The organism is Streptomyces sp. HM190, from assembly GCF_009857135.1.
GTDB lineage: Bacteria > Actinomycetota > Actinomycetes > Streptomycetales > Streptomycetaceae > Streptomyces > Streptomyces heilongjiangensis.
This window is the reverse complement of record NZ_CP047318.1, coordinates 5,048,025-5,066,521: the sequence shown is the minus strand read 5'-3', so window position 1 is coordinate 5,066,521 and position 18,497 is coordinate 5,048,025. Positions and strand designations below refer to the sequence as shown.

Here is an 18,497-nt window from a genome sequence, read left to right as displayed (position 1 = left end):
TCGGCCCGTGGCGCGGCGGCGCCCCTCAGCCCTCGGCCCCGGCGGCGCCCCTCGGCCCTCGGCCCCGGCGGCGCCCCTCAGCCCTTGGCCCCGGCGGTGGTCAGCGTCCTGTGGGTCGGCGCGTCCGGGACACCGGCCGGCCGGCCCTTCGCGAACTCCTCCCGCAGCACCGGCACGACCTCCTCGCCCAGCATGTCGATCTGCTCCAGCACCGTCTTCAGCGGCAGTCCGGCGTGGTCGACGAGGAACAACTGGCGCTGGTAGTCGCCCGCGTACTCACGGAAGGCCAGCGTCTTCTCGATCACCTGCTGCGGCGACCCGACCGTCAGCGGCGTCTGCTCGGCGAAGTCCTCCAGGGACGGCCCGTTGCCGTAGACCGGCGCCACGTCGAAGTACGGGCGGAACTCCCGTACCGCGTCCTGGGAGTTCTTCCTCATGAACACGTGTCCGCCGAGACCGACGATCGCCTGCTCCGGCGTGCCGTGCCCGTGGTGGGCGTACCGCTCCCGGTACAGCTCCACCATCCGCCGGGTGTGCTCGGCCGGCCAGAAGATGTTGTTGTGGAAGAAGCCGTCACCGTAGAACGCGGCCTGCTCGGCGATCTCGGGTGAACGGATCGACCCGTGCCAGACGAACGGCGGCACCCCGTCCAGCGGCCGCGGCGTGGACGTGAAACTCTGCAGCGGCGTGCGGAACTTGCCCGCCCAGTTGACGACGTCCTCGCGCCACAGCCGGTGCAGCAGGGCGTAGTTCTCGATGGCGAGGTTGATGCCCTGGCGGATGTCCTGCCCGAACCACGGGTAGACCGGCGCGGTGTTGCCGCGCCCCAGCATCAGGTCCACCCGGCCGTCGGCCAGGTGCTGGAGCATCGCGAAGTCCTCGGCGATCTTCACCGGGTCGTTGGTGGTGATGAGGGTGGTCGCGGTGGAGAGGATCAGCCGCTCGGTGCGGGCGGCGATCCAGCCCAGCATGGTGGTGGGCGACGACGGCACGAACGGCGGGTTGTGGTGCTCACCGGTGGCGAAGACGTCGAGCCCGACCTCCTCCGCCTTCAGTGCGATCTCGACCATCGCCTTGATGCGCTCGCGCTCGGTCGGTGTACGGCCCGTCGTGGGGTCCGGCGTCACGTCACCGACGCTGAAGATCCCGAACTGCATCATCGTTGCCACCCTCTCAGGTTGTTTATGATTCAACCATACCGCCAAACAGGTGCTCCACCTCCACTATTCCGCCGGCTCCCGGCACGGCCTCCCCGCGCGCCCGCAGAATGTCAGTCCCCGTCCCTACCCTCTCCCCATGGCCGCCCCACGCCGTGACACCCGAGGGATCGTGGACGCCGCGGAACTCTTCACGCGCGTCCGCTTCCGCCGCCGCGCCCCCGCCGCACCGATCCGCCCCTACCTGGAGCACTACTGGCTGATCGACTGGGACCTGCCCGAGCCGTACGTCTCCCAGGTCGTCCCGCACCCCTCGGTCAACATCGTCTTCCAGCGGTACGAGGGACAGGCCCCCTTCGCCGAGGTCTCCGGCGTCGGACTCGGCCTCTTCACGCAGAAACTGGAGGGCAGGGGCCGGGTCTGCGGCATCCAGTTCCGGCCCGGCGGCTTCCGCCCCTTCGCCCCCGGCACCCCCGCGTCCGACTGGACCGGCCGCCGCGTACGGCTCCCCGAGGTGTTCCCGGACGCCGACCCCGACACCGTCCTCGCTCCCGACGACGAGGACGCCCGCGTCGCCGCCCTGGACGCGTTCCTCCTGGGACTCGGCCCCCGCCCCGATCCGCAGGCCGACCTCGCCATGACCCTCGTCGACCGCGTACGCACCGACCGCGCCATCCGCCGCGTCACCGACTTCGCGCGCGCCGAGGGCATCTCCGTACGGCTCCTGCAACGCCTCTTCGCCGCGTACGTCGGCGTCGGCCCCAAGTGGGTCATCCTCCGCTACCGCATCCACGAGGCCCTGGAACGCGCCGAGGCCGAACGCGCGGTCGACTGGGCCGCACTCGCCGCCGACCTCGGCTACGCGGACCAGGCCCACCTCGTGCGCGACTTCACGGCCACGGTGGGCGTCCCGCCGACGGCGTACGCGGAGGCGGTGGCCCGTCCTCGGCCAGTCCGTGAACCCGTCAGGCCCCCCGCGCCGCCCGACCCCGCCTGATCACCCGGCGTGCATGACCGCGTAGATCATCACGAACGCCACGAGGTGGATACCGAAGAGGAAGTACGCGAGGTACCACCACACATACCGCTCGTTCTTCTTCTCCTCGGCGAGCCGGCGCCGCTCGGAGTCGAGGTCCCGCTGCTCGGGCGGCATCACAGCTCCCGGTGGACCTTGGTGTTCGACGCCTGGGCGCGGGGGCGCAGCACCAGCAGGTCGACGTTGACATGGCTGGGCCGGGTGACCGCCCAGGTGATCGTGTCGGCCACGTCGTCGGCCGTCAGCGGCTCCGCGACCCCCTCGTACACCCGCGCCGCCTTCGCCTCGTCGCCACCGAACCGGGTCAGGGCGAACTCCTCGGTCCGCACCATGCCCGGCGCGATCTCGATCACCCGCACCGGCGTCCCCACGATCTCCAGCCGCAGCGTCTCGGCGAGGACGTGCGCCCCGTGCTTGGCGGCGACATAGCCCGCGCCGCCCTCGTACGTCCCGTGCCCCGCCGTCGACGACACCACGACCACCGTGCCGTCACCGCTCGCGGTCAGCGCGGGCAGCAGCGCCTGGGTGACGTTGAGGGTGCCGATGACGTTCGTCTCGTACATCTGCCGCCAGTCGGCGGGGTCGCCGGTGGCCACCGGGTCGGCGCCGAGCGCGCCGCCCGCGTTGTTCACCAGCACGCCGATCGTCCGGAACGCCGTCGCGAACTCGTCCACGGCCGCGCGGTCCGTGACGTCCAGCGCGTACGCCGTGGCCCGGCCGCCCGCCGCGTCGATCTCCTCCGCCAGCGCCTCGATCCGGTCCTTGCGGCGCGCCGTCAGCACCACGCGGTACCCCGCCTCGGCGAGCCGCCGCGCCGTGGCGGCGCCGATACCACTGCTCGCACCCGTGACGACGGCGATACGGGAGGCGGCGGACGGTGCGGCGGTGGCCATGAGCTGCTCCTGATGCACGACGACTGAGTGGCCCGGCCAGGATAGGCATGCGGCACGACGACGAGACGCCCCGGAGGGCGAACCGGACCACCGGCCACCGGCTGCGCTTCACCGACTGCGCCTCCACCGACCGGAGTTCCTCAGCCGGCTCGGCCCGCCGCCCCCTCGTTCACCCCTTGACGCAGACGACCTGCTTCAGCTTCGCCACGACCTCGACCAGGTCCCGCTGCTGGTCGATGACCTGCTCGATCGGCTTGTAGGCGCCCGGGATCTCGTCGACGACACCGGAGTCCTTGCGGCACTCCACGCCCCGTGTCTGCTCCTCCAGGTCCTTGGTCGAGAAGCGGCGCTTGGCCGCGTTGCGGCTCATGCGCCGCCCCGCGCCGTGGGACGCCGAGTTGAACGCCTTCTCGTTGCCGAGGCCCTTCACGATGTACGAACCGGTGCCCATGGAGCCGGGGATGATCCCGTAGTCGCCGGAGCCTGCACGGATCGCGCCCTTGCGGGTCACGAGAAGGTCCATGCCGTCGTAGCGCTCCTCGGCCACGTAGTTGTGGTGCGCGCTGATCTCGGGCTCGAAGGTCGGCTTCGCCTTCCGGAACTCCTTGCGGACGACTTCCTTGAAGAGCGCCATCATGATCGAGCGGTTGTACCGCGCGTACTCCTGCGCCCAGAACAGGTCGTTGCGGTACGCCGCCATCTGCGGGGTGTCCGCGACGAAGACGGCGAGGTCGCGGTCGACCAGGCCCTGGTTGTGCGGCAGCTTCTGGGCCACGCCGATGTGGTGCTCCGCGAGTTCCTTGCCGATGTTGCGGGAACCGGAGTGCAGCATGAGCCAGACAGAGCCGGTCGAATCGGTACAAAGTTCAACGAAGTGGTTTCCGCTGCCCAGCGTTCCGAGCTGCTTCCGCGCCCGCTCATGACGGAACTTGACCGCTTCCGCCACGCCGTCGAAGCGCCCCCAGAAGCCGTCCCACCCGGCCGAAGCGAAGCCGTACAGCTGCCCCGGGTCGACGGGCTCGTCGTGCATCCCCCGCCCCACCGGAATCGCCTGTTCGATCCTCGACCGCAGGCGGGAGAGGTCGCCCGGCAGGTCGTTGGCGGTCAGGGACGTCTTCACCGCGGACATGCCGCAGCCGATGTCCACTCCCACCGCCGCGGGGCACACCGCGCCCTGCATCGCGATGACCGACCCGACGGTCGCGCCCTTCCCGTAGTGGACGTCCGGCATGACGGCCAGCCCCTTGATCCAGGGGAGGGTCGCGACGTTGCGGAGCTGCTGGAGGGCGACGTCCTCCACCGACGCGGGGTCGGTCCACATCCGGATCGGCACCTTCGCGCCCGGAATCTCTACATACGACATATCGACCTCATCCCCCGTCATTCCTGCAAAAGTCCCAGAACGCAAAACCGGCGCCAAGGTCAACGAAAGGGATGCCGGACCGGCGTCCGCGGCAGTGCGTGCGATACACATGGTGCCCGGGGGTCACCCCCGGTCGGCAAGTGAAATACGCACAGGCCACAGGACAGAACCGCCCAGGCGTCCCCCAGGGACCCCGTCGAGAGGAGCCCCCACGGTGCAGCGGAAGGCGTACGTACCCGGCGTCGCCGTGCTCCTCGCGGCAGCGCTGACCGCGTGCACGGGATCGGGCGACGACGGCACCACGGACGACCCGCGCCCCGGTGAGGTCACCGCGTCCGCCTCGACCGCGCAGCCCGGCCGCTACGACACGCTCCCCGAAGCCTGCGGCTCCATCGACGACGACACCCTCGAAGCCCTCCTCCCCGGCCTCAAGCAACTCCCGGACGCGGAGCAGCGCGAGGAGGCGTACGAGGGGCGGGCGACGCTCACCTACGACACGGACCGGAAGGCCGGCTGCCGCTGGAAGGTGGAGTCGCCGACCGCCACCGACTACCTGTTCGTCGACTTCGAGCGCGTGGTGTCGTTCAGCGGCGCGGTCAGCGACGACAGCAAGGCGCAGGAGGTGTACGGCGGCAAGGTGGCGGCCGCGGACCTCCCGGAGCCGTCGCCGAGCACGACCGAGGGGGAGGCCGACGGCGACTCGTCGGCGAACCCGTCGCAGAGCGCCGCGCCTTCCGACTCCGCCACGTCCTCCGCATCCCCCAAGTCGCCCGATTCATCTGGTTCTTCCGGTTCTTCCGATCTGTCGGGTCCCGTCACCGCGTCCTCCGCTCCGGCCTCCCTCCAGCCCCGCACGCTCGACGGTCTCGGGGACGAGGCGTTCCTGGACGACGCGCTCGGGACGAGCCGGCAGCGCACCGTGACTGTGGTGTTCCGCACGTCGAACGTGATCGTGACGGTCGAGTACGAGGAGCAGCCGGCGACGACGACGGACGTGCCGGACAGCGAGGAAATGCAGGACAAGGCCCGGAATCTGGCCGAGTTGCTCGCGGAGGCGTTCGACGAGTGAGCGGTTGCCGGGGGTGCGGCGGGCGGCCCGCTCAACCCCCTGATGCAGGACCGCGCTTCCTCCTCACCGCGTACCGTGGCCCCTCGGACCCGATCCGAGCGCAGGAACCACGAGCGTGATGAACGTCATGAGTGAAGGAACCATGCAACGAGCCGCAGAGTCAGGTCAGCGTCAGCAGCAGTCGCGTACCGCGCGGGGTACGGGCGTCGTCCGTGCCGGGCGTCCGGGGCGGGCACGGGTGCTCGTCGGCGCCGCTGTCGTCCCGGTGATGCTGCTGGCGGTCGGCTGTTCGTCGGACTCCGGCTCCGACGGTGCGTCGGGGGACGAGCCGTCGGCGTCGCCGACCTCGGCGCCGGCGAAGTCGGCGACGCCGGAGGTGGTCGAGGCGGCGTACGCGGTGCTGCCGGACGCGTGCGAGGTGTTCGCGTCCAAGACGCTGAAGTCGCTGGTCCCGCAGGGCGCGAAGTCGGGGAAGGCGATCAACACGGCCGAGGAGAACGTGACCGGCGACTGCCGCTGGACCAGTCTCGACAACAACGGTGTGGACGGTTCGCAGTACCGCTGGCTGAGCGTGTCGCTGCACCTGCTGGCCTCGGACGCGGCGAACGGTCCCGGTGAGGACCGGGCGCACGAGGCGTTCGAGTCGAAGGTGACCGCCGCGAAGGCGGTGGACGGGGCGAAGAACGTCAAGACGGAGCCGGTGACGGGTACGGGCGACGAGGCGACGGCGGTGCGCTACGACCTGAAGAAGGACGGCGACACGTTCAAGCAGCAGACGATCGTGGTGCGCACGGAGAACGTGGTCGTCACGCTCGACTACCACGGCGCCGGTCTGGCCGGTGACAAGACCCCGGACCCGGCGGCGCTGCTGAAGTCGGCGAAGTCCGCGGCGAAGGAGGTCGTGGAGGCGGTCGAGGACGCGAACGACGGCGACGGCGGCGGGTCGTCCCCGTCGGCGGGCGCGTCGAAGTCGCCGTCCAAGTCCGCGTCGAAGGCGCCGTCGAAGGAAGCCACGAAGGCGGCGGGCTCGGGGTCCGGCTCGGACCTGGGCACCGGTTCCGACGCCGACGCCGATTCCGACTCCGGTTCCAAGAGCTCGACGAGCGGCTCGTCGGCCACGAAGACCTCGCGGTAGCGGGCGCGCGCGACCGGTCGGCACCGGGCCGTTCCAGCCGAGGCGGTCCAGCCGGGGCGGCGTAGTGCCCAACTCGTAATGCGCGGCGGGTGACGCCCGCCCCCACCAGGGATTTCGTCCGGGCCCGGTCCGCTCGTGGGCCGGGCCCGAGGCGGACCGGCAACCCGTTTGCCGTACATATGTGCCACCCTGTTGCGCGCAACAACACGCAAGGGGAGGGGAGTACGGGTGGCCGCGCCAATGCAGCTGACTCGAATGCACCGGGTTCTCATCGGCGTGGTCGTGTTCGGCGCCGTCATCATCGCCGGGATCGGCTTCGCGGGTTCCTATGCGGCGGTGCGGGAACTGGCCCTCCAGAAGGGCTTCGGGAACTTCTCCTACGTCTTCCCGATCGGTATCGACGCGGGCATCTGTGTCCTGCTGGCCCTGGACCTGCTGCTGACCTGGATCCGCATCCCCTTCCCCCTGCTGCGTCAGACGGCGTGGCTGCTGACGGCGGCGACGATCGCGTTCAACGGCGCGGCGGCGTGGCCGGATCCGCTGGGTGTGGGGATGCACGCGGTGATCCCGGTGCTGTTCGTGGTGTCGGTGGAGGCGGCGCGGCACGCGATCGGCCGTATCGCCGACATCACCGCGGACAAGCACATGGAGGGCGTGCGGCTGACGCGCTGGCTGCTCTCGCCGATCCCCACGTTCCTTCTCTGGCGCCGGATGAAGCTGTGGGAGCTGCGCTCCTACGACCAGGTGATCAAGCTGGAGCAGGAACGTCTCGTCTACCAGGCCCGCCTGCGCTCCCGCTTCGGCCGGGCCTGGCGCCGCAAGGCCCCGGTGGAGTCCCTGATGCCGCTGCGGCTGGCCCGCTACGGCGTGCCGCTGGCGGACACGGCCCCGGCGGGTCTGGCGGCGGCCGGCATCGAGCCCGCCCTGCTGCCGCCGGCGGCGCAGGTCGAGGTCGGCCCGGCCACGGCGGATCGTGCCGCGGACGCGCCCCGGGCGGGGGTGGCCGCGCCGGCCGCCGAGCAGCGCCCGCAGCTGGAGAGCGTCCCCGCGCAGCAGCGGCCGGAGCGCCCCGCGTACGCGCAGCAGGAGTACGCCGAGCAGGAACCGCCGCCCGATGAGAGCCCCTGGCTCCACGCCCGCCATCCGCAGGAGGTCCCCTACCAGGGCGGTTACGACCCGTCGTACGACCCGGAGGAGGAGTACGAGCGGTGGTACGAGGAGCAGGTCCCCGAGCAGTACCAGGAGGACCAGTACCCGGCCGAGCAGTACCCGGCGGCGTACCCGCCCGAGCGGTTCCGGCAGCGGTTCGAGGAGCCGGAGGCGCCGGAGGAGGAGCCCTCGCCGGAGGAGACCGGCAGTTTCCCGATTCCGGCGGGTCCGGGCCGCACCCGTGAGCTGGGTGAGGGCGGCGGTACTCCGGAGCCGGACGAGGAGGCGTACTACCAGGTCTTCAAGCAGTCGATAAGCCCTGGCAGCGGTTACCCGACCCCCCGTGAGTTCAGCGACAACATCGAGATGACCTACGGCGTCACCGTTCTGGACGCCGAGGCCAAGCGCATGGTGCTGCGGTTCCAGAACCGCCACACCGCGGAGCTGGAGGACGACCACATCGCGTGAGCGGCGTGAGACGCGAGGAGGGGGCGCCCGGTGGTGATCACCGGGCGCCCCCTCCTGCTGTGTACGGTCCCTACTCCCCGAGCAGTGCCCGTACCCGGTCCTGGCCCACCGCGAGGAGCAGCGTGGGCAGGCGCGGGCCGGTGTCGCGGCCGACGAGCAGGTGGTAGAGCAGCGCGAAGAACGACCGCTGGGCGGTCTTGATCTCCGGCGGGAGCTCCTTGGGCGTGGCGTCCGCGGAGAACCCGGCCTGGACCTTGGGCACGCCGTAGACGAGGTGCGTGAGTCCGTCCAGGGACCAGTGGTCGGCGAGCCCGTCGAGCAGCAGCCTGAGGGAGCCCTGGGCCTGCTCGTCGAGGGACTTCAGCAGCTCGGCGTCGGGTTCGTCGCGCACGATGGTCCGCTGGTCGGCGGGGACGTGCGTGTTGATCCAGGCCTCGGCCTTGTCGAGGCGGGGCCGTACGGCGTCGAGGGAGGACAGCGGGTCGGTGGGGTCCAGCTCGCTGAGGATGCGCAGGGTCTGGTCCTCGGCGCCCGCGGTGATGTCGGCGACGGACGCGAGGGTCCGGTACGGCATCGGGCGGGGCGTGCGGGGCAGCTCACCGGCGGCGGTGCGCACGGCGCGGGAGTGGGCGGCGACGTCGGCCGGCAGCGCGGAGCCGTCGGTGACCTTCGCGTCGAGCTTGTCCCACTCGTCGTAGAGGCGCTGGATCTCCTGGTCGAAGGCGATCTTGAAGGACTGGTTGGGGCGGCGGCGGGCGTAGAGCCAGCGCAGGAGCTGCGGCTCCATGATCTTCAGCGCGTCGGCGGGGGTGGGCACGCCGCCCTTGGACGACGACATCTTGGCCATGCCGCTGATGCCGACGAAGGCGTACATCGGGCCGATGGGCTGCCGGCCGCCGAAGATCCCGACGATCTGCCCGCCGACCTGGAAGGACGAACCCGGGGACGAGTGGTCGACGCCGCTGGGCTCGAAGACGACGCCCTCGTACGCCCAGCGCATCGGCCAGTCGACCTTCCAGACGAGCTTGCCGCGGTTGAACTCGTTCAGCGCGACGGTCTCGGCGAAGCCGCAGGCGGTGCAGGTGTAGGACAGCTCGGTGGTGTCGTCGTCGTAGGCGGTGACGGTGGTGAGGTCCTTCTCGCACTGACCGCAGAAGGGCTTGTACGGGAAGTACCCGGCGGAGCCGGAGCTGCCGTCGTCCTCTGCGGCGGCGCCGGAGCCCTCGGCGGCCTGCAGCTCCGCCTCGTCCACCGGCTTCTGCGACTGCGGCTTCTTGGCCGGGTCCTTCTTGGTGCGGTACTGGGCGAGGATCGCGTCGATGTCGCCGCGGTGCTTCATGGCGTGCAGGATCTGCTCGCGGTACGCGCCGGAGGTGTACTGCTCGGTCTGGCTGATGCCGTCGAACTCGACGCCCATCTCGGCGAGCGCGTCGACCATCGCGGCCTTGAAGTGCTCGGCCCAGTTGGGGTGGGCGGAGCCGCGGGGGGCCGGGACGGAGGTGAGGGGCTTGCCGATGTGCTCGGCCCAGGTGCCGTCGACGCCGTCGACGCCGTTGGGGACCTTGCGGAAACGGTCGTAGTCGTCCCAGGAGATCAGGTGCCGGACCTGGTGACCGCGCCGGCGGATCTCGTCGGCGACGAGGTGCGGCGTCATCACCTCGCGCAGGTTGCCCAGGTGGATGGGGCCGGACGGGGAGAGCCCGGACGCGACGACGACCGGTTTGCCCGGGGCCCGACGCTCCGACTCCTCGATGACCTCATCCGCGAAACGGGAGACCCAGTCGGTGGTCTCGGTGCTCTGAGCCACGATCGGCACGTCCTCTTTTTCTGAGTGTTCTCCGGGGCCGACCGGTACGGTCCCCGGCCGACAGGGCCCATTCTCCCAGCTCTGGCCTTAACCACGAAACCGCGTTTCGAGGGGGCCGGGCGCCATGTGGCCCGGGGGTGCGAGTTCGTCGGCGGCTGCGGGTGGTGTGCGGTTTCTCGCGCGGTTCCCCGCGCCCCTGGGGGCATGGGCGTGCGGCCCGGCCTTCATCGGGCGGCCCCGCGCTGCGAGGCGCCCCTCCCCCGCTCAGCACGAAAAACCCCTTTACCCCCGTGGGATACTGAACGACATCCATCCGTACCCCGAGGAGAACGGCTCCCCTCTCATGGCCCCGGTCACGTCCCTCACCGCCTCCGTCCACCAGCGCCTCGCGACCGCCCTCTCGGCCACCCTGCCGGAGGCCCCCGCGGACCCGCTGCTGCGACGCAGCGACCGGGCGGACTTCCAGGCCAACGGCATCCTCGCCCTGGCGAAGAAGGCCAAGGCGAACCCGCGGGAGCTGGCGACACAGGTCGTCGCGAAGGTCGAGTCGGGGGTGGCCGCCGATCTGATCAAGGAGATCGAGGTCTCGGGTCCCGGCTTCCTCAACATCACCCTCACCGACGCGGCGATCACCCGTAACCTCGCGGAGCGCTACGCGGACGAGGCCCGCCTCGGCGTGCCGCTCGCGGAGCACCCCGGTACGACGGTCATCGACTACGCCCAGCCGAACGTGGCGAAGGAGATGCACGTCGGTCATCTCCGTTCCGCGGTGATCGGTGACGCGGTCGTCCAGATCCTGGAGTTCACCGGCGAGAACGTGGTCCGCAGGCACCACATCGGCGACTGGGGCACCCAGTTCGGCATGCTGATCCAGTACCTGCTGGAACACCCGCACGAGCTGGACCACAAGGCGGACGGCGAGGACACGGCGGTCTCCGGCGAGGAGGCCATGTCGAACCTGAACCGCCTGTACAAGGCGTCGCGGGCGCTGTTCGACTCCGACGAGGAGTTCAGGACGCGGGCCCGGCGCCGGGTGGTCGACCTCCAGGCGGGCGAGCCGGAGACGCTCGCGCTGTGGCAGCGGTTCGTGGACGAGTCGAAGATCTACTTCTACTCGGTCTTCGAGAAGCTGGACATGGAGATCCGGGACCCGGACATCGTCGGCGAGTCGGGCTACAACGACATGCTGGACGAGACGTGCCGGCTGCTGGAGGAGTCGGGCGTCGCGGTCCGCTCCGAGGGCGCGCTCTGTGTCTTCTTCGACGACATCAAGGGCCCGGACGGCAACCTGGTCCCGCTGATCGTGCAGAAGTCGGACGGCGGCTACGGCTACGCGGCGACCGACCTGTCCGCGATCCGCGACCGGGTCTTCCACCAGAAGGCGAACACGCTGCTGTACGTCGTGGACGCCCGGCAGTCGCTGCACTTCAAGATGGTCTTCGAGACGGCGCGCCGGGCGGGCTGGCTGAACGACGACGTGAAGGCGCACCAGCTGGCGTTCGGCACGGTCCTCGGCAAGGACGGCAAGCCGTTCAAGACCCGTGAGGGCGAGACGGTCCGGCTGGAGGACCTGCTCGACGAGGCGGTGCAGCGGGCGACGGCCGTGGTCCGGGAGAAGGCCGGGAAGGTGGGCCTGGCCGAGCAGGAGATCGTCGAGAACGGCCGGTACGTGGGCATCGGCGCGGTGAAGTACGCCGACCTGTCGACGTCCGCCGTACGGGACTACAAGTTCGACCTGGACCAGATGGTGTCGCTGAACGGCGACACGTCGGTGTACCTGCAGTACGCGTACGCCCGTATCCAGTCGATCCTGCGGAAGGCGGGCGAGACCCGTCCGGCCGCGCACCCGGAGCTGGAGCTGGCCCCGGCGGAGCGGGCGCTGGGTCTGCACCTGGACCAGTTCGGCGAGACGATCGCCGAGGTCGCCGAGGGGTACGAGCCGCACAAGCTGGCCGCGTACCTGTTCAAGCTGGCGACGCTGCTGACGACGTTCTACGACCAGTGCCACGTGCTGTCCCCGGACAACGCGCCCGAGGTCGTGGAGAACCGGCTGTTCCTGATCGACCTGACGGCCCGCACCCTGCACCGCGGCATGGCCCTGCTCGGCATCCGGACCCCGGAACGCCTCTGATCCGGACCCCGGAACGACTCTGATCCGGACCCCGGAACGACTCTGATCCGACCGGGCGCCTCCGCCCGCACCGGGTCTCTTGGGGCACTGCCCTCAGGGGCACGGCGGGGCGGTGGTGCGCGGGGCCCGGGGGCCCGTTGTCAGTGTCCGGTCCTACAGTCGCGGCATGGCGACACTTCCCAATCCGCTGCCCCTGCTCGCGACGGACCCGACCGGCCGCTCCCTCGGGCTGGAACGGCCCCTTCCGCCGGGGCGGTTGACCGGCACGACGGACGCGGGGCCATGGCACGAGCCGCTGTTGTGGTACGCGGACGTGCCGGCCGTGCCCGGCACCTGGGCGGCGGTGCGGCCCGCCCTGCGCACGGCCGGTCTGCTCCCGGTGCTGCTGGACGTCGGGGACGGCCAGGGCGGCCCGGAGGGGTGGGAACTGATGCCGGGTGAGATGTCGTACCCCGGGGACCACGACCCCGAGGAGGTCCTCGCGGAGCTCTGGACCACCGTCACGCCGGACACCGACGCGGCCGGGGGCGAGGCGGGCGCCGGTGACTGGCCGGGGCTCGCGGGAACCGCCGGTCCGGCCGCCGAGGGCCCCGACCCGGACGCCCTCGCCGCCGAGGTCGCCGACTCGCTCGTGGCCGGCCGCGCGCGCCTGGGGGAACCCCGCCTCGCGCTGGTCCCGGCCCGCCGCAGCGCCGACGTCCCGGCGGCCATCGGCTGGGGCGGCCCGTTGAACCACGAGAACGACGTGGCCCGGCTGTGCGCGGTCCTGCGCTCCTGGGAGGACCGCTTCGGCGTACGTGTCGTCGCCCTCGGCTTCGCCCACCTCGTCGTGTCCGTGGCCGCCCCGCCCGCCACCGAGACCGAGGCCCGGCATCTCGCCGCCGAGCACCTCGCGTTCTGCCCCGACACGATCCGGCAGGGCCCGTACGAGATGTCCCGCGACACGTACGCGAAGACGCTGGTCGGGGCCGACCGGTGGACGTTCTGGTGGGACTGAGGGAACCGTCCCCGCGGGCGGGTGGGGACTGCGCGAGCCTCCCCACCCGCACCCGCCGAACGAGCAACGAGCAACGAGCCCCCGGGCTACCGGACGCCCCCCAGCCCCTCCGCCAACCCCTCCCCCAGCCTCCGCAGCCCTTCCCGGATCTCCCCCGGCCCCTGCGTCACGAAGCACAACCGCATCGTCGAACGGTCGGGTTCGCCCGCGTAGAAGGGCGCCCCCGGCACGTACGCGACGTCATGCCCGACCACCCGCGGCAGCAGTGCCGTCGTGTCGTAGCCGGCGGGCAGGCGCGCCCAGAGGAACATGCCGCCCTCGGGGCGGTTCCAGACGGAGCCCTCCGGCAGGGCGCCCGCGAGCCCGGCGAGCATCGCGTCGCGGCGCTCACGGTACGCCGCCGCGACGCGGCCCACGTGGGCGTCGAGGTCCCGGTCGGCCAGGTAGCGCGCCGCGGCGAGCTGGTTGACGGTCGGGGTGTGCAGGTCGGCCGCCTGCTTGGCGACCGCGCAGGCCCGCCGCAGCGGGGCCGGTGCCCGCAGCCAGCCGAGCCGCATGCCGGGCGCCATCACCTTGGAGAAGGAGCCGAGCAGCGCCGTACGGTCCTCGGCACCGGGACAGGCGGCGATCCACGGCACCCGCTCCCCCTCGAAGCGGAGTTCACCGTACGGGTCGTCCTCGACGATCCACAGTCCGTGCCGGGCGGCGACGGCGGCGACGGCCGCGCGCCGTTCGGCCGGCAGGGTGCGCCCGGTGGGGTTCTGGAAGGTGGGCACGGTGTAGAAGAGCTTGGGCCGGGTCCGCGTGACCAGTTCGGCCAGCGCGTCGGGGTCGACGCCGTCCCCGTCGCCGGGGACCGCCAGCACCCGGGCCCCCGCGAGCCGGAACGCCTGGAGCGCGGCCAGGTAGCAGGGGTCCTCGACGAGGACGACGTCGCCCGGTTCGAGGAGCGCGGTGGCGAGCAGCGACAGCGCCTGCTGCGAACCGGTGGTGACGAGCAGCCCGTCGGGGTCGGTGGGCAGCCCGCGCGCGCCGTACCGGGCGGCGAGCGCCTCGCGGAGCACCGGCTCGCCCTCGGTCGTCGCGTACTGCAGCGCGCGTCCGGCCGCATGGGCGAGCACGTCCCGGTAGGCCGCCGCCATCCCCTCGATGTCGAACAGCTCCGGGGCGGGCAGACCGCCCGCGAAGTTGACGACTTCGGGCCGTGAGGTGACGGCGAGGATGTCCCGTACGGGGGAACCCCCGACGGTGGTGACGCGCCCGGCGAGGGCCGGCACGGGCGCCGCTGCGGCCCCCTCCCACCCGGTGCGCACTTCGCCCGGAACCATCGAACCCCCGACAAATCCCGCGTCGTTCATGACCCGTGCAGCATCCACAGCGCCCACCCCACACCCGTAGTGGCATATTCAGGGCGGTTCCACCCCCGCCCACCGCTCACTCTAGAGAGATGCATGCCCCTTACATTCACCGGTTTCGCCATGCGGACGCGCCCCCGTACCCCCTAGGCTGCGCGCATGCTGCCCAGCGTGGACACGAACGACGAACTCGAAGAAGTCGTCGGTGACGAGGCACTGCTGCGACCGGCCGCGCAGGATCTCTGTGCTCAACTCGGTCTCGCAGGCGCGCGAATCGTGCGATTCCCCGAGGGTTCGTTGCCGGTGTACGCGGTCGGCGACTCCCTCGTCCTGAAGCTCTATCCCGGTTTCGAGGCGTCGGAAGCCGTACGGGAGGCCCGGCTGCTGTCCCACCTGTGGGGGCGGCTGCCGATCCCCACCCCCCGGTTGCAGGCAGCCGACCAGTACAAGAACGGCTGGCGCTACGTCCTGATGTCCCGGCTGCCCGGCGAGGACCTCAACGAGGCGTGGCCGCGCGTCCCGAGGGCGGACCAGGAGCGGATCGTCGCGGAGACCGCCGAGTGCCTGGCCGCCCTGCACGCCCTGGATCCGGGCCCGGTGTCCACCGTGGTCGGTCCGCCCGACTGGTCGCGGTTCCTGGCCGGTCAGCGGGCGTCCGCGGTCGAGCAGCACGCCGCCGGGGGCCTGCCGGAACCGTGGCTGGAACAGATCCCCGACTTCCTGCGCTCGGTGCCGCTGCCCGCCCCGGCCCGGCCGGTGCTGCTCCACACCGAGCTGATGCGCGAGCACCTCACCGTCGACCCGCACGACGGCTGGCGCCTGACCGGACTGTTCGACTTCGAGCCCGCCATGATCGGCGCTCCGGCGTACGACTTCGTCAGCGTCGGCCTGTTCCTGACCGCCGCCGACCCGACCCTCCTCAAGGTCTTCTACGAGGCGTACGGTCAACCCCCGTTCGATCCGCGGGAACTGATGGCGTACACCCTCCTGCACGTCTACAGCGACCTGAACTGGTACCTGCGCCGGCTCCCGGCCCCGCCCCGCAACGACCTCGACGCCCTGGCGGAGACCTGGTTCGGCACGGGGGGCTGAGCCGAACGGAGGCGGTGGGGCGGGCGGCCGCCGGCCCTTCCCGCCGGTGGCCGCGTACACGTTGAGCCCGCGTCGGTGACGTCGTCGGTGTCCCGGTGGCGGACCTTGTCGATGTCGTCCAGCGCGGCGAGCGTGTGCGGCTCCAGCGCGGGAGGCGGCGGCGCGCCCTCGTCGAACCGCCCCCCGCCCGGTCGGTTCAGCTGTCGCCGCCGAGCGTCGTGCCCTCCCTCACCCACGTCTTCCCGTTCAGCGGGTACTCGTAGGCCGGGCGCCCGTTGTTGCCGCTGGTGCGGAACGGCTTGCCGTCGTCCCCCACCGTCAGCGTGCCGCTGCGGGAGCCGGAGGTCCACTTGACCTCCAGGTACCAGCTGACGTCGTAGACCGACGCGTCGGCCTCGACGAAGTACACCTCCGGGTCGGACTCGCTGACGGAGTAGGGGAAGTCCCTGCTCCCGGCCGCGGGGCTGACGACGGGCCGCGCGGCGTCGAGGGCGACCGTGAACGACCGGGTCGGCACCCCGGCCCCGCACCCGACACCGGGGTACCCCATGACGTAGTCGTTCCACGGCAGGGGCTGCCGTTTGGCGACCGTGCGGACCGTGAGGCTGTTCACGACGACCGTCTCCTCGCCGGTGCCCTGGACGGTGAGCGTCAGGTACTGCCCGCCCGACGAGACCGCCCCGTTCCTCGCCACCCAGGAGGCCGCGTCCTGCTCCGACGGCGGCTCGTCGACGTCCGTGGGCGGCCGGTTCACCAGGTACCGCTGGGAGCACGGGCTCTCCCAGGTGTACGGCTCCGCCTTCACGGACAGCGGCGGGTCGAGGGACGCGGAGTCGCCGCCGCCCGCGCCGGAACCCGTCGGGGAGGCCGCACCGGCGGACGCGGGCGCCCCCTTGCCGTCGCCCTGCGCTTCCCTGCCGTCCTTCGCGCCCCTGCCGTCCTTCGCGCCCTTCCCGTCCGGCTCTTCGCTCCCGGAGGGCGAGGGCGAGGTGGTGGACGACGGTGGGGAGTCCTTCTCCCGCCCCGCCACGTCACCGGCGGGCGCGTCCGCGAGGGAGCGGCGACCGCCGTCACCCCCGGGCTCGTCCGACGGCAGGCTCACCGCGAGCGTGACGGCACCGACCAGGGCGGCGACGGCCACAGCCGCGACCAGGGCGACCCGGGCCCGCCCCCGCGGACGGGGCACCGCACGGAGCGGCGGGGCGTCCGGCCCGCCCTCGACGACCCCACTCTGGACGACCCCGTCCTCGACGACCGTCTCCTCGGCCCTCGCGGCCCCGGCGGCCCCGGCGGACACGGCGGCTTCGGACGGGGGCACGGCCTCCGTCGACGCCTGCGTCGGCTCCTCCGCCGGCTCGTCCGCCGGAACCGGCGTTCCCTGCGCGACCGGGTCGCCGCCCTTGCGTCCGCGCGTCGCGTCCGCGAGCACCCACTTGCGGTGCAGCTCGACCAGTTCTGCGGGGGTGGCCCTGCAGAGGCGGGCCAGCCGCTCCACGGGCGCGTAGTCCGTCGGTACGGCGTCCCCGTTGCAGTACCGGTGCAGCGTCGACGTACTCATGTGGAGCCGCTTGGCGAGCGCCCCGTAGCTCAGCCCGGAGCGCTCCTTCAACTCCCGCAGTTGTTCCGCGAATCCAGCCGCCATGCCGTTCCCGGCACCGCTCCCCGACACGTTCTCTCCGTCCCCTCACGTCACCGGCGTCCCGTTCCGCGTTCCAGGGAAGGGATGTTCGCCCAGGTCACAGGCGTCGGGAGCATTCCAGCGTCCCTGATCGTCCGCCGGATGTGGCGGCCGGGACGGATCACCCCGCACGCTCTGGTCATCCAAACACGCCGCTCCCGAAAGTCCGGTAGAGCGGCGCGCGTTCGACCACTGGTTCTCAGCCTGCTCCACCGGCTTTGTCCGAAAGGGACTCCGTCATGCGTACGTACCGCACCGCCCGCACCGCCCGCGTCTCCCGCCGCTCCCGTCTGCTCGTCGGGGCGGCCGGAGCGGCCCTCGCGGCGCTCTCCCTCACCGCGTGCGGCGACGGCACGGGCACGAAGGACGAGGGCTCCGCGCACCCCTCGCTGTCGGCTGCGGAGGGCTCCCGGCAGACGGACGCGGACAAGGGCACGGACAGCGGCGCTCGCACCGGTGCCGGCACCGGCACCGGCACCGGCGGCACCAAGACGTCCCCGGACGGGCGGACGGACGCCGAGAACTCCGCGGCCGGGGGCCCGCAGGGCGGCCGGAGCGCGGGTCAGGGCAAGGGCGCCGTGGACCAGGCGTCACGGAAGGGCGGAGACCCGTTCGACCCCGCGAACCGGGTGACCTGCAACGGGTCGAACACCGCCGTGACCATGCAGCCGGTCGCCCGCCCCCTCAACCACATGCTCATCACGGTCAAGAACACCGGCTCGAAGGTCTGCGACCTGTACTACTACCCGACCGTCCGCTTCGACCAGGTGCAGTGGGCCCCGCGGATCGTGGAGGAGTCCCAGCCGCAGGCCGTGGTGACCCTCGCGCCCGGTGAGTCCGGCTACGCGGGCGTCCTGCTCTCCGCCGCCGACGGCAGCGGGGAGAACGGCGCCACCGCCAGGAAGGTCACCATCCGCTTCCAGGGCAGGAACCCGGGCAGCGACGGCGGCGCCACCGCGTCCCCGTCCCTCCCCGCCAAGGGCGTCCACTACGACAGCACCCTGGCCGTCACCTACTGGCAGTCGACGATCGACGACGCCCTCATGTACTGACGCGGCGACAGCTCACAGCGCACGGCTCACGAACAGCGAACAACGCGTCGCGCAGCACAAGTCACGCGTCGCGCATCGCAGGGCGCCGGTCACTGATCACCAGCCACTGCGCCCC

At 71.8% G+C, this 18,497-nt stretch carries 15 protein-coding genes; 8 read left to right on the top strand and 7 right to left on the bottom strand.

The annotated features are described in order from the left end of the window. Positions 1-77: 77 nt before the first annotated feature. Positions 78-1,157: an LLM class flavin-dependent oxidoreductase gene (locus tag GSY65_RS21575; protein WP_201452818.1), complete on the bottom strand. Its 1,080-nt coding sequence runs from the start codon at positions 1,155-1,157 to the stop codon at positions 78-80. A 139-nt stretch (positions 1,158-1,296) separates the two neighbouring features. Between GSY65_RS21575 and GSY65_RS21570 the strand changes: the two genes are divergently transcribed. Then, positions 1,297-2,154, top strand: coding sequence for a helix-turn-helix domain-containing protein (locus GSY65_RS21570; RefSeq protein ID WP_159771341.1), 858 nt, complete (start codon positions 1,297-1,299; stop codon positions 2,152-2,154). Here GSY65_RS21570 and GSY65_RS33360 read toward each other — a convergent pair whose 3' ends face one another. From GSY65_RS33360 to GSY65_RS21560, 3 genes are all read right to left on the bottom strand, one after another. Then, entirely contained in the window at positions 2,155-2,310 is a 156-nt protein-coding gene (locus GSY65_RS33360) for a hypothetical protein (protein WP_201452618.1), read from the bottom strand. Further along, entirely contained in the window at positions 2,310-3,086 is a 777-nt protein-coding gene (locus tag GSY65_RS21565; RefSeq protein WP_159771338.1) for an SDR family NAD(P)-dependent oxidoreductase, read from the bottom strand. Before GSY65_RS21565 ends, GSY65_RS33360 begins: the two co-directional genes overlap by 1 nt. A 169-nt stretch (positions 3,087-3,255) precedes the next feature. Beyond that, positions 3,256-4,449, bottom strand: coding sequence for an RtcB family protein (locus GSY65_RS21560; RefSeq protein ID WP_159771336.1), 1,194 nt, complete (start codon positions 4,447-4,449; stop codon positions 3,256-3,258). Positions 4,450-4,663: 214 nt separating this feature from the next. Here GSY65_RS21560 and GSY65_RS21555 point away from each other — a divergent pair, with 214 nt between their 5' ends. From GSY65_RS21555 to GSY65_RS21545, 3 genes are all read left to right on the top strand, one after another. Then, positions 4,664-5,518: a DUF3558 domain-containing protein gene (locus tag GSY65_RS21555; RefSeq protein WP_159771333.1), complete on the top strand. Its 855-nt coding sequence runs from the start codon at positions 4,664-4,666 to the stop codon at positions 5,516-5,518. Between the two features lie 142 nt (positions 5,519-5,660). Next, a complete protein-coding gene (locus GSY65_RS21550) occupies positions 5,661-6,653 on the top strand; it encodes a hypothetical protein (protein WP_236579954.1) in 993 nt (330 codons plus the stop codon). Between the two features lie 228 nt (positions 6,654-6,881). Beyond that, complete coding sequence (locus GSY65_RS21545) at positions 6,882-8,270, top strand: DUF2637 domain-containing protein (protein ID WP_201452616.1); 1,389 nt, start codon at positions 6,882-6,884, stop codon at positions 8,268-8,270. A 70-nt stretch (positions 8,271-8,340) separates the two neighbouring features. Here the strand turns inward: GSY65_RS21545 and lysS are convergent, their stop codons facing one another. Continuing rightward, positions 8,341-10,086: a lysine--tRNA ligase gene (lysS, locus tag GSY65_RS21540; RefSeq protein ID WP_159771330.1), complete on the bottom strand. Its 1,746-nt coding sequence runs from the start codon at positions 10,084-10,086 to the stop codon at positions 8,341-8,343. Positions 10,087-10,420: 334 nt separating this feature from the next. On the opposite strand from lysS, the gene argS reads away from it, so the two are divergent. Both argS and GSY65_RS21530 read left to right on the top strand, forming a co-directional pair. Beyond that, positions 10,421-12,208 (top strand): arginine--tRNA ligase, encoded by a 1,788-nt coding sequence (argS, locus tag GSY65_RS21535; RefSeq protein ID WP_159771327.1) that lies wholly within the window; start codon positions 10,421-10,423, stop codon positions 12,206-12,208. Positions 12,209-12,374: 166 nt separating this feature from the next. Beyond that, entirely contained in the window at positions 12,375-13,205 is an 831-nt protein-coding gene (locus tag GSY65_RS21530) for a DUF4253 domain-containing protein (RefSeq protein WP_159771324.1), read from the top strand. An 86-nt stretch (positions 13,206-13,291) separates the two neighbouring features. Here GSY65_RS21530 and GSY65_RS21525 read toward each other — a convergent pair whose 3' ends face one another. Beyond that, positions 13,292-14,533 carry an aminotransferase-like domain-containing protein gene (locus GSY65_RS21525; protein WP_159776230.1) on the bottom strand — a complete coding sequence of 414 codons (1,242 nt, stop codon included), beginning with the start codon at positions 14,531-14,533 and terminating at the stop codon, positions 13,292-13,294. 186 nt (positions 14,534-14,719) lie between these two features. Between GSY65_RS21525 and GSY65_RS21520 the strand changes: the two genes are divergently transcribed. After that, the gene (locus tag GSY65_RS21520) at positions 14,720-15,652 is read left to right on the top strand and encodes a phosphotransferase family protein (protein ID WP_159771321.1); all 933 of its coding nucleotides are present in this window, start codon (positions 14,720-14,722) and stop codon (positions 15,650-15,652) included. A 196-nt stretch (positions 15,653-15,848) separates the two neighbouring features. On the opposite strand, the gene GSY65_RS21515 is transcribed toward GSY65_RS21520, so the two are convergent. Further along, entirely contained in the window at positions 15,849-17,294 is a 1,446-nt protein-coding gene (locus GSY65_RS21515) for a helix-turn-helix domain-containing protein (RefSeq protein ID WP_159771318.1), read from the bottom strand. Between the two features lie 275 nt (positions 17,295-17,569). On the opposite strand from GSY65_RS21515, the gene GSY65_RS21510 reads away from it, so the two are divergent. Then, positions 17,570-18,382, top strand: coding sequence for a DUF4232 domain-containing protein (locus tag GSY65_RS21510; protein WP_159771315.1), 813 nt, complete (start codon positions 17,570-17,572; stop codon positions 18,380-18,382). The last annotated feature ends 115 nt before the right edge of the window (positions 18,383-18,497 follow it).